The sequence below is a fragment of the Dysgonomonas massiliensis genome (genome assembly GCF_900240225.1).
GTDB classification, from domain to species: domain Bacteria; phylum Bacteroidota; class Bacteroidia; order Bacteroidales; family Dysgonomonadaceae; genus Dysgonomonas; species Dysgonomonas massiliensis.
Window position 1 is genome coordinate 77,543 of record NZ_OEPV01000008.1, and the last position, 11,732, is coordinate 89,274.

The window sequence follows — 11,732 nt, forward strand, 5'->3', positions numbered from 1 at the left end:
CTACCTTGCTCTTTTCATATAATTTAAAGCACTTCCGGCTTTAAACCACTTAATTTGTAAATCATTATAAGTGTGACTCACGTCGAAGCTTTCAGATGTTCCATCTGCATGAGTGAGTTGCACTGTCAAATTCTTTTGAGGCTCAAAACTATCTAGTCCAATGATACTTATTTTATCATCTTCTCTTATCTTGTCATAATCAGATTTATCTGTAAAAGTAAGTGCCAACATACCTTGCTTTTTCAGATTAGTTTCGTGAATACGAGCAAATGATTTAGCAATAATTGCTTTCACATTCAAAAAGCGAGGCTCCATAGCAGCATGCTCTCGGGATGACCCCTCTCCATAGTTTTCTTCGGCCACAACAATGGATCCAATTCCTTCCGACTTGAATTTACGAGCCAACTGAGGAACTGCAATATATTCACCAGTCTCACGATCTAACACAGCATTCGACTTCCCATTAAAAGCATTGATTGCACCAATAAGCATATTATCTGAAATATTATCAAGATGGCCACGGAAACGCAACCAAGGCCCTGCCATAGATATATGGTCAGTTGTACATTTTCCTTCTACTTTTATCAATAAAGGCTGCTCTTTAATATCATTTCCATCCCATGCTGCGAAAGGCTGCAGTACTTGAAGCCGTTGCGAATCGGGTGCTATGACAACTTCTACTTTATCTCCTTCATCAGAAGGTGCAATATAACCGGCTAGGCCACTTTTATAACCTGATATAGGTTGTTCTTTCCCTATTGGTTCTGCCAAAGAAACTAATTCACCTTTTTCATTTCTGAGTTTATCTGTTATCGGGTTAAAACACAGATCTCCGGCAATAGTTAATGCAGCAACAATCTCTGGAGATGAGACAAAAGCATGCGTATTTGGATTCCCATCATTTCTTTTTGCAAAGTTTCTATTAAATGAAGTCACAATAGAGTTTGGGCGGTCCGAAGCTTCATTCGTTCGTTTCCATTGACCGATACAAGGGCCGCAGGCATTTGCCATGATCGTAGCTCCAGCATTTTCAAAAACAGCCAATACCCCGTCCGCTTCGGCAGTAGCACGTACTTTTTCCGAGCCCGGATTGATTATGAACTGGGCTTTTACCGATATACCTTTGCTGTTTGCATCTTCGACAATAGAAGCTGCACGGGTAAGATCTTCATATGATGAATTTGTACACGAACCGATCAAGCCTACTTCCATCTCTTGAGGATATCTTTTCTCTTTTACAATCTTTCCAAATTCAGATAGTGGGTATGCTGCATCTGGTGTAAATGGACCATTTACATATGGCTCAAGAGTTGACAAATCGATATGAATTACTCTATCATAATATTTTTCTGGATTTCTCAATACATCATCATCCGCTTCTAATTCTGTACGAACAGAGTCTGCCATATCTGCAATCTCCTTTCTGTCAGTAGCAACTAGATATTCAGCCGATTTACTATCATATGGAAATATGGATGTAGTAGCCCCTACTTCTGCTCCCATATTACAGATTGTAGCTTTTCCGGTAGCTGAAATTGATGAAGTTCCTTCACCGAAATACTCGATTATAGAGTTAGTTCCTCCCTTTACAGTTAGAATTCCGGCTAATTTCAGAATTACATCTTTAGGCGAAGCCCATCCTGATAATTTACCCGTCAAATGTACTCCGATGAGTTTTGGCATTTTCAACTCCCAAGGCATACCTGCCATAACATCAACGGCATCGGCTCCACCTACTCCGATTGCAATCATGCCTAAGCCTCCTGCATTTGGTGTATGAGAATCTGTACCAATCATCATACCTCCAGGAAATGCATAATTCTCTAGAACTACCTGATGTATGATTCCTGCTCCGGGTTTCCAAAAGCCTATTCCGAATTTATTTGACACATCGTGCAGAAAGTCATAAACCTCTTTATTCGTATATTCTGCAGTAGCTAAGTCTTCTTTTGCTGATTTATATGCCTGAATTAAGTGATCGCAATGAACTGTTGACGGAACTGCAACTTTATTTCGTCCCGAATTCATCAATTGCAAAAGTGCCATCTGGGCCGTTGCATCTTGCATAGCAACTCTATCGGGGGCAAAATTCACATAATCGACTCCTCGCTCATAACTCACAGTTTTTTCTTCAGAAGACAGGTGAGCGTATAGAATTTTTTCACTTAAAGTCAAAGGCCTATTTAGTATCGATTTAGCCATACTAACTTTCTTAGCATATGATCCATAAAACTTAGAAATCATCGCTACATCAAAGGTATTGTTACTATTTTTCATCGGAATATTGTATTATGCATAGTTCTACTTCAAACAAATATAATCATTTTGAACAACATTGAAATCAAAATCTAATAATAATTAATATCTATAGAGCATTTCGATTAACAATTGATAATTTTAAAGACTTAAATTAAACCTTTTGATTAATTAAGTAATCTTATATTCTAGTTATAAAACATTAGGATTCTAGATCAAATTAACATAACTCATTATTAAAGTATTTTTATACTTTTGTAATTTCATATATTTTGAAGTAAAATGAGAAACTTTATAATAATATTTATACTAATATTCATTTCGTTTTCGGGTTATGCCCAGTCAACATCCGAAAAACTGATTAGACAAGGTGTGAGTCTACACGATAGAGGTCGTTACAATGAAGCTATAGAACGCTACAACGAAGCCTTGAAAATAAATCCGACATCTATGTCGGCAACGTATGAGATGTCTTTATCATACCTACAATTGGATGACTATCAAAATGCAATTAGATATAGTAGTAAAGTTATCGATGCCGAATTCAAGCCATTGTTGATGGATGCTTATATCGTAAAAGGTACTGCATTGGCAGAATCAGGAAAAATAGAAGAATCAATATCTTTATTAAATCAAGCAGTCGAGCGTTGCGGAGATTCGTATCTGTTACACTTCAATCTAGGGTTGAGTTATTTCAATACAAATAACATGGAAATGGCAATCGATCATTTGCAAAAAGCGATCGAAATAGATGCAACACATGCTAGTTCTTTTTTAATGTATGCTTATGCTCTTAATGATTCTGGAAGATGGCTGAGAAGTATCTATGCATTCCACTTCTTTTTACTTCTAGAGCCAAATACAGACAGGTCTAAAGATGCATTCACAGAAATGTACGATATCCTTATGGCAAAACACGATGCCAATTCAGAGGCATTAACTGCAGAGAGTGGAGTGTCGAGAAAGGCAATCTATGATGAAATACAAAAAATCAAACCGGCATCAGATTCTCCTCAGGAACGTTATCAGTTTTTCGAAAAATCGTCTAAAATTATATTCGTCAAACTTATGCAAATGCAAGCTGATGATCAGCAAGGATTATTATGGAACTTCTTTGTTCCAATCTATAGTGAGATAATTGGTTCCGGTTTTTTTGATGTATATTGTAGATATGTGAGTGTTGCCGAGTTCCCTGAATCTTTAGAATGGTGGGATAACAACAAAAATAAAGTTGACGATTTCATAGAATGGTTCGAACAAGGACAACCAAGCTCTACAGAAATGGATGAAGAAGAATTGATTGAAGGAGAGGATGCATAACATAATACTATGATGCAAAATATAGAAGATGAATCTTTAGTTTCAAGACTCTTAGACGAGTCTACTTTACAGGCTGCTTTTGCTGAACTAGTAAATAAATACAGCGAATCCCTCTATTGGCAGATTCGTAAAATTGTTATTTCGCATGATGATGCCAATGATGTATTACAAAATACATTCATAAAAATATGGTCAAGTATAGCTAATTTCAGAGGCGATTCAAAATTATCGACATGGCTATATCGTATAGCTATAAACGAATCAATATCTTTCTTGAACAAGCAAAGAGCGATGAATAAGACTTCGTTGGATGATGTTGATAATCATCTTATTCACAAGCTTGAAAATGATGTATATTTTGATGGGGATGAAGCACAACTAAAACTACAGAAAGCAGTACTTACATTGCCAGAGAAGCAACGAATTGTTTTCAACATGAAATACTTCGATGAGATGAAATATGAAGAAATATCTGAGATTCTTGAAACATCTGTAGGAGCTTTGAAAGCATCGTATCATCATGCTGTAAAAAAAATTGAAGATTTTTTACTTTCCGATTAAACCTTTTCAAGAAACCATAGTCAATATATTGACGACCTACTAAAGACTCGTTAAAACAGAAAATTAAATAACTATGTTAGATAATTCAAGCAATAAAAAGAATCCGTTTAAAGTTCCTGAAAATTACTTTCAAGACTTTAACACGAAGATAATGGAGCAAATTGCGAAAGAAGAAAATACAAAAGCAAAGAAAATAGTTCCGTTATGGAAAAAAGTATTGCCCCTAGCTGCAGCTATTGCAGCTTGCGTTGCTGTTATATTTAATGTAACGTCAATTTCTGATACAAATTCGCAACAAATAGAACAAAATAATTCGTATACAAACAACATCACTGTTTCTGAAGATGAAATGTTTGATATAATGGAAGATCAATTGATAGCCGCAAGTTATCAAGATGTTTTGTTCGAAGAAATTTATTCAAAATAAATTCTACAGTTAAAATAATATGAAAAAGAATTTAATCTTAATATTTACGCTATTCTCGATATGTTTGTTTCCTATGCAGGCTCAAAATCAGAATAGAAACAGAGAGAATAATCAGCATAAAAAATTTGATAAAGAAAGCTTTATCAAGGACAGAGCAGATTTTTTCACCAAAGAGCTTAACTTGACAAGTGAAGAAGCTAAAAATTTCATTCCAATGTTAAATGAGTTTATGGAGAAAAAATTTGAAATAAATAGAGATGCACGAAAAGCCAGAATGAAAATTAGAGAATCAAAGACTGATGCTACATATAAAGCTGCCTCGGATGCATTTCTGGATGCTAAAATAAAAGAAGCACAACTGCAAAAAGAATATTATTTAAAATTTGAAAAGGTTTTACCGATCCAGAAAGTCTTTAAACTATCGCGAGTAGAGACAAACTTCATGCAAAAGGTTATTCAAGAGCATAGACAAGGACATAAAAGTAACAATTAGAAATATTTCATTGAAAATAATTTGTCATTTTGTTTTAAAACATTACATTTGTCGATAATAAAGATTTATTTTTATGTTTAGCAACAAATTTCACCATCATCATCATTGTAAATTACTCACCATATGGTAAGTGATACAAGAGATGTTGTATCCAAGAAATATAATTAAATATTAAAGCTTACCGTATGTGATCGGTAAGCTTTTTTGTTTTTTATACCCAACGAATAAAATCAATAAAATTAAAATATTATGACACTAAGAATTGCAGTACAATCCAAAGGACGATTATTTGAAGAAACAATGGAGCTTCTGAAGGAAGCTGGTATTAAATTGAACAACAAAAAGAGAACATTACTCATTCCAGCCAAAGGCTTACCAATAGAGGTTCTTTTTCTACGTGACGATGATATTCCTCAAGCTGTTGCTACAGGCGTAGCAGATATAGGCATTGTTGGCGAAAATGAATATGCTGAAAAAAATGAAAATGCAAATATCATAAAACGATTAGGTTTTAGTACATGTCGTCTATCATTAGCAATTCCGAAAAATGAAGAGTATAATGATGTGTCATGGTTTAACGGACGTAAAATTGCGACCTCCTACCCTAATATTTTATCTAAATTTCTAGAGAAAAACAATCTTAAATCAGACATACACATCATAACCGGTTCTGTAGAGATTTCTCCAAGTATTGGTTTATCAGATGCGATATTCGATATAGTCAGTTCAGGAGGGACATTAGTTAGTAATCGACTAAAAGAAGTAGAAGTAGTTATGTACTCCGAAGCAATTTTAATTGCAAACAATGATCTTGCTTCTGAAAAACAAGCTATCTTAGATGATCTGATATTCCGAATTGAAGCTGTTCAAGCAGCAATGGACAAAAAATATATTATGCTCAATGCTCCAAAGGAAAAACTTGATGATATTATTCGCCTATTGCCAGGGATGCGTAGCCCTACTGTTACTCCATTAGCCGAAGAAGGTTGGTGCTCTGTACAATCAGTAATTTGCGACAAAGAGTTCTGGAGAATCATTGCAGATCTGAAAGCTCAGGGAGCAGAAGGTATACTTGTATTACCGATTGAAAAAATGATTTTATAATAATGGAAATAAGAGACAACATCCAACTAAAAGCTCTTACAATAGAACATGCTTCGGAAATATTCCGCATATTAGATTCTGAAAGAGAATATATGCGGATATGGTTACCATTTGTGGATACAACCTTAGCAGTTGAAGATAGTATAAATGCTGTAAAAATGCTGACAGGAGGGATTGATAAACAATTCAGCATTTTTTATAAAAACGAGTTCGTTGGTCTTGTTGGTTTCAAGGATACAGATTTAAATAATCAGAGAACTGAAATAGGTTATTGGTTATCGCAAAAAGCACAGAAAAAGGGTGTCATGACTAGCTCTGTAGAAGCTTTGATTGATTATGCCTTCAATAAAATGGGAATTAACCGAATTCAAATTAGAGTTGCAATTAAAAACATTCCAAGCAGATCAATTCCTGAAAGATTGGGATTTTCGCTCGAAGGAATTGAACGAGATGGAGAGTTACTGGTAGATAATCAATTTACAGATATAGCTGTTTACAGTTTACTGAAACGAGAATATAATAAATAATAAGATGCAAATTATAAAATATCCGAATCGCTCGGACTGGCAAAATATTCTTGCTCGACCATCATTTGATGATTCAGTACTAAATGATATTGTCCAGAATATACTAAATGATATAAAAATACGCGGCGATAAAGCAGTTGTTGAATACGGAGCTAAATTTGATAAGATACAATTAGATCCAGAACAACTAGCTGTAAGTAAAAAAGAGATAGAAGAGTCGGAAGAATTAGTCTCTAATGATTTGAAAACGGCTTTAGCTAAAGCTAAAGAGAACATTGACAAATTTCACAGAAATCAGCAACTGATCAGCAATAAAGTTGAGACTACCCAAGGTGTAATCTGTTGGCAGAAAGCTGTAGGAATAGAAAAAGTTGGTTTATATATTCCCGGAGGGACTGCTCCCCTATTTTCGACAGTGCTCATGCTTGCTGTTCCAGCAAAAATTGCAGGTTGTAAAGAGATTGTATTGTGTACCCCTCCCGATAAAGATGGAAAAGTAAATCCAGCAATATTGTACGCAGCAAAAATAGCCGGAGTAAGTAAAATATTTAAGGTCGGGGGTGTTCAGGCTATTGCAGCGATGGCATATGGAACAGAGTCGGTGCCAAATGTTTATAAAATATTTGGCCCTGGTAACCAGTATGTTATGAAGGCTAAGCAATTAGTTAGCATCAAAGATGTGGCAATAGATATGCCGGCAGGGCCATCCGAAGTACTTGTGATTGCCGATAAAACTGCTAATCCTGATTTTGTAGCTGCCGATTTACTGTCTCAGGCCGAACATGGAGCAGATAGTCAGGTAATAATGCTCACAACGGATGAAAATGTTCTCTATTCAGTAAAAGAAGCTGTTGATAAACAATTAGAACAGCTACCCAGAAAAGAGCTAGCCCAAAAAGCTCTCGATCATAGTAGGTTAATTCTACTAAAAAATGACGAAGAGATCATCGAAATGACCAACGAATATGCACCAGAACATCTAATTATCGAGACTGAGGACTATATGTCTATTGCAAATAGAATAATTAATGCAGGATCAATATTCTTAGGCCATTACACACCCGAAAGTGCAGGCGATTATGCTTCAGGAACAAACCATACACTTCCTACTAGTGGATATGCTAAAGCATACAGCGGCGTAAATCTTGATAGTTTTACGAAGAAAATTACTTTTCAGGAAATCACGCGAGAAGGTATACAAAATCTTGGAAATACCATCGAGATTATGGCTGAAAACGAATTATTGTTTGCTCACAAAAATGCTGTTACACTTAGATTGAAAAAGTAAATTATGGAATTTCGGACAGTAGAATATAATTCTGTAGATTATGTTGAAATGGTCGAGCTGAGAAATACGATTCTTCTCGAACCCATAGGGCTACCCTATTTCGAAGATGTCTTCATAAAAGATCAAGAAAGCATTTTTTGCGGATGTTACGATAATGGAGAATTAATTGGATGCTGTGTTCTTACCGAATATACCAAAGAAACAGTCCAATTAAGACAAATGGCAGTAATGGAAGAGTTGCAGAAAAGTGGAATTGGATCTAAGCTTATCTCGTTTGCTGAAGATATTGCAAAACAAGATAACTATAAAGAAATTATGCTGCATGCGCAAAGAGCTGTTGAAACTTTCTATTTGAAAAATGGATATCATTTCGAAGGGGATGAATTTATCGAAGCAGGAATACGTCACATAATAATGAAGAAAAGATTATGACAAGGTTCTCAATCATAAAATTTGGCTCAGACGAATACAAACAAATGCTTGCCCTAAGACATCGTGTTCTGAGAGCTCCGCTTAATCTTATTGCATCCGAAGAAGAATTAGCCAAAGACAAGGATTATACACTACTCGGCCTTTTCAATGAAGAAAACAATCAGTTACTTGCCTGTTGTTTCCTTAACCATATTGATGCTGATACAATCCAATTACGCCAGATGGCCGTTGACGGCACACTCCAAAAATCGGGTTATGGAAGAAAATTAATAGGTCATGCGGAACAATTTGCACGTGATTCGAATTACAAGATAATGTATCTTCATGCTAGAGAAGTTGCTGTTGGCTTCTATTTAAAACTTGGATATACTACTCAAGGTGATTATTTCACTGAAATCGGAATTCCACATGTTGAAATGACTAAAAACCTGAAATAAGCTCATGATTAAAGCAAAATGGACGTTGGAAGAACAAGCCGTAATAAATAAGGTAGCAGAATATATTGATTTAAAAGCTTATATATTTGGTAAATCTGATCGAGATGTTATCAAAATAGAAAAGCGAGATCCCATGTATGGCGGTAATGGCATTGTATATATGCTTTCATTTTTCGAATCGGATGAATTAGTCAACAATCGTATAGCCTGTTATATGGTTTTACTAAACAAAAGCGATCAAGCTGGTTTTCACGAGCATGGGAATAGGTTTGAACAGGAATTATATATCGTTGTGAATGGCTCTGGTAAATATGTTGAGCGTATAGGGAATAATAATACAATAAAAGAGATACAATTAAGTAAAGGCTCAATCACAGCTATTAGCGGGAAAGAGAATTACCATTCTGTCATAAATACAGCAGATGAACCTTTGATCATCTTTGTCGTAACGACAAACGAAAAGCAATAAAGTTTTCATGTCACTTATATAATCAGATTGAAACAATAAACACACTATAAATAATGAATCTTGAACAATTAGTTAGACCAAATATTTGGAATTTGAAGGCCTATTCTTCGGCACGAGATGAATTCAAGGGTGAAGCATCTGTATATCTAGATGCAAATGAAAATCCGCTTCGCGATTCGTATAATCGTTATCCAGATCCTCGACAATTAGCGCTAAAAGATAAAATAGCTGCAATAAAGGAAATTCATTCTGAAAATATTTTTCTCGGTAATGGTAGTGATGAACCAATTGATTTAGTTTACCGCGTTTTTTGCGAACCGGGAATAGATAATGTTGTAGCTATCGATCCGACTTATGGCATGTATGAAGTCTGTGCTAACATTAATAATGTTGAGTATAGAAAAGTTCCACTAAATAAGGATTTTTCAATCAATATTGATGCTTTGCTAGATGCGACGGATAACAATACAAAGATTATATTCCTCTGTTCGCCCAATAATCCAACGGGAAATCTGTTGAAACGAGAAGATGTAGATCGTATTTTATTTTCATTTCAGGGAATTGTAGTTCTTGACGAAGCATATATTGATTTTGCAGAGAAAGCAACTCGCTTGCAAGACCTACAAGATTATCCAAACCTTATAGTTCTACAAACATTCTCGAAAGCATGGGGGTTGGCTGCTGTTCGCTTGGGAATGGCTTTCGCATCGAAAGAGATTATCGAACTTCTGAGTAAAGTAAAATATCCATACAACATAAATCAACTGACTCAGGAATATGTAAATGAAGCACTAGATCGTCTAGCTGAAAAAGAAGATTGGGTAAAAACAATTCTTACGGAAAGAACAAATTTGATTGAAGAATTATCCAAGCTAAGTTTAGTAGAAAAGATTTATCCATCTGATGCTAATTTTATTCTGGCTAAAGTTAATGATCCAAATGGAATTTATAAGAAGTTAGCTGAACTAGGCATCGTAGTACGTAATCGCAATAATGTATCAATGTGCGAAGGTTGTCTCAGAATCACGATAGGTACTGAGCAAGAAAACAAAACCCTTACTGAAGCACTTCAAAAATTATAGTTAATAATAAAAGTTTATCTATATTATTTTATGAAGTAGTAGTTGACATATAAATACAATAGATAGAGAAATAATAAAAAAGTGCACACATGTGTTACTTTTTTGAATATATAAGTATTATAAAAATGAAAAAAACAGCACTATTCATAGATCGGGACGGGACTTTAGTTATCGAACCGCCAATAGATTATCAACTGGATAAATTCGAAAAACTCGAATTTTATCCGAAAGTGATTCGAAATCTGTATGAAATTCAAAAACGATTGAATCACGAATTTGTTATGGTAACTAATCAGGACGGACTTGGAACATCATCGTTTCCAGAAGATACTTTCTGGGGAGTACATAATTTGATGATGCAAACTTTCAAGGGGGAAGGTATTCATTTTCACGATGTATTAATTGATCGTAGCTTTCCTGAGGAAAATCTCCCTACACGTAAACCTGGGACAGCCATGCTGGGCAAATATTTTTCGGATGATTATGATCTCGAAAAATCTTTTGTTATTGGAGATCGCATGACCGATGTTCAATTAGCGAAGAATCTAGGTTCCAAGGCTATTCTTATGAATGAAGATCTTGAAGTTCCGGAAGAATTAAAAGAGACTTGCATTCTTCAAACATCCGATTGGGATCGTATTGCTGATTTTTTAATCGGAGGAGAACGTAAAGCCGAGATAAGAAGATGTACAAAAGAAACCGATATATACGTATCGGTAAATATGGATGGTAAAGGTGTTTGTAATATAAATACAGGATTAGGATTCTTCGACCATATGCTAGAACAGATTGCTAAACATGGATCAATTGACTTAAATATACAGACTAAAGGAGACTTAAAAGTCGACGAACATCATACAATAGAAGATACTGGTATTGCTTTAGGTGAAGCATTATATAAAGCACTAGGTGACAAACGAGGTATTGAACGATATGGCTATTGTTTACCAATGGATGACTGCTTGTGTCAAGTCGCTCTAGATTTCGGAGGACGTCCATGGTTGGTTTGGAACGCGCAATTCAATCGTGAGAAAGTTGGTGATATGCCTACCGAGATGTTTATGCACTTTTTTAAGTCGTTGAGCGATGCCGCGAAAATGAATCTGAACATTCGTGCTGAAGGTGAAAATGAACATCACAAAATAGAAGGAATATTTAAAGCGTTCGCCCGAGCTCTTAAAAATGCTAAAAACAGAGACATATTTAATTTCGAGTTGCCATCAACGAAGGGTATTCTATGAATTTTATGGACAATATTTTCTATCTTTGCGCAGTTATAATGAAACAATGAAGTGTACACCAAAACAATAAAGTTACACTTATACCAAAGATTGCC

At 35.2% G+C, this 11,732-nt stretch carries 13 protein-coding genes; 12 read left to right on the forward strand and 1 reads right to left on the reverse strand.

Annotated elements, in window-relative coordinates; translation table 11 throughout:
• A complete protein-coding gene (locus C1A06_RS09455; protein WP_101690018.1) occupies positions 1 to 2,277 on the reverse strand; it encodes an aconitate hydratase in 2,277 nt (758 codons plus the stop codon).
• A 261-nt stretch (positions 2,278 to 2,538) separates the two neighbouring features.
• Between C1A06_RS09455 and C1A06_RS09460 the strand changes: the two genes are divergently transcribed.
• The 12 genes from C1A06_RS09460 to hisB all read left to right on the forward strand — a co-directional run bounded on the left by C1A06_RS09460 (position 2,539) and on the right by hisB (position 11,637).
• On the forward strand, positions 2,539 to 3,576 hold the full coding sequence (locus C1A06_RS09460) for a tetratricopeptide repeat protein (RefSeq protein WP_101690019.1): 1,038 nt from the start codon (positions 2,539 to 2,541) through the stop codon (positions 3,574 to 3,576).
• A 12-nt stretch (positions 3,577 to 3,588) separates the two neighbouring features.
• A complete protein-coding gene (locus C1A06_RS09465) occupies positions 3,589 to 4,137 on the forward strand; it encodes an RNA polymerase sigma factor (RefSeq protein ID WP_101690140.1) in 549 nt (182 codons plus the stop codon).
• Positions 4,138 to 4,210: 73 nt separating this feature from the next.
• Positions 4,211 to 4,564 carry a hypothetical protein gene (locus C1A06_RS09470; RefSeq protein ID WP_101690020.1) on the forward strand — a complete coding sequence of 118 codons (354 nt, stop codon included), beginning with the start codon at positions 4,211 to 4,213 and terminating at the stop codon, positions 4,562 to 4,564.
• Between the two features lie 19 nt (positions 4,565 to 4,583).
• Positions 4,584 to 5,057, forward strand: coding sequence for a hypothetical protein (locus tag C1A06_RS09475; protein WP_101690021.1), 474 nt, complete (start codon positions 4,584 to 4,586; stop codon positions 5,055 to 5,057).
• A gap of 249 nt (positions 5,058 to 5,306) precedes the next feature.
• The gene (gene hisG, locus C1A06_RS09480) at positions 5,307 to 6,161 is read left to right on the forward strand and encodes an ATP phosphoribosyltransferase (RefSeq protein ID WP_101690022.1); all 855 of its coding nucleotides are present in this window, start codon (positions 5,307 to 5,309) and stop codon (positions 6,159 to 6,161) included.
• A gap of 2 nt (positions 6,162 to 6,163) precedes the next feature.
• On the forward strand, positions 6,164 to 6,688 hold the full coding sequence (locus C1A06_RS09485; RefSeq protein ID WP_245872038.1) for a GNAT family N-acetyltransferase: 525 nt from the start codon (positions 6,164 to 6,166) through the stop codon (positions 6,686 to 6,688).
• Between the two features lie 4 nt (positions 6,689 to 6,692).
• Positions 6,693 to 7,976 (forward strand): histidinol dehydrogenase, encoded by a 1,284-nt coding sequence (gene hisD / locus C1A06_RS09490; RefSeq protein ID WP_101690024.1) that lies wholly within the window; start codon positions 6,693 to 6,695, stop codon positions 7,974 to 7,976.
• 3 nt (positions 7,977 to 7,979) lie between these two features.
• Complete coding sequence (locus C1A06_RS09495) at positions 7,980 to 8,408, forward strand: GNAT family N-acetyltransferase (RefSeq protein ID WP_101690025.1); 429 nt, start codon at positions 7,980 to 7,982, stop codon at positions 8,406 to 8,408.
• A complete protein-coding gene (locus tag C1A06_RS09500) occupies positions 8,405 to 8,845 on the forward strand; it encodes a GNAT family N-acetyltransferase (protein ID WP_101690026.1) in 441 nt (146 codons plus the stop codon). Before C1A06_RS09495 ends, C1A06_RS09500 begins: the two co-directional genes overlap by 4 nt.
• A 4-nt stretch (positions 8,846 to 8,849) precedes the next feature.
• Positions 8,850 to 9,314 carry a cupin domain-containing protein gene (locus tag C1A06_RS09505; RefSeq protein ID WP_101690027.1) on the forward strand — a complete coding sequence of 155 codons (465 nt, stop codon included), beginning with the start codon at positions 8,850 to 8,852 and terminating at the stop codon, positions 9,312 to 9,314.
• 50 nt (positions 9,315 to 9,364) lie between these two features.
• Positions 9,365 to 10,396, forward strand: coding sequence for a histidinol-phosphate transaminase (gene hisC / locus C1A06_RS09510; protein WP_185116836.1), 1,032 nt, complete (start codon positions 9,365 to 9,367; stop codon positions 10,394 to 10,396).
• Positions 10,397 to 10,521: 125 nt separating this feature from the next.
• Positions 10,522 to 11,637, forward strand: a complete 1,116-nt coding sequence (hisB, locus tag C1A06_RS09515) for a bifunctional histidinol-phosphatase/imidazoleglycerol-phosphate dehydratase HisB (protein ID WP_101690029.1) — start codon at positions 10,522 to 10,524, stop codon at positions 11,635 to 11,637.
• Positions 11,638 to 11,732 lie beyond the last annotated feature (95 nt).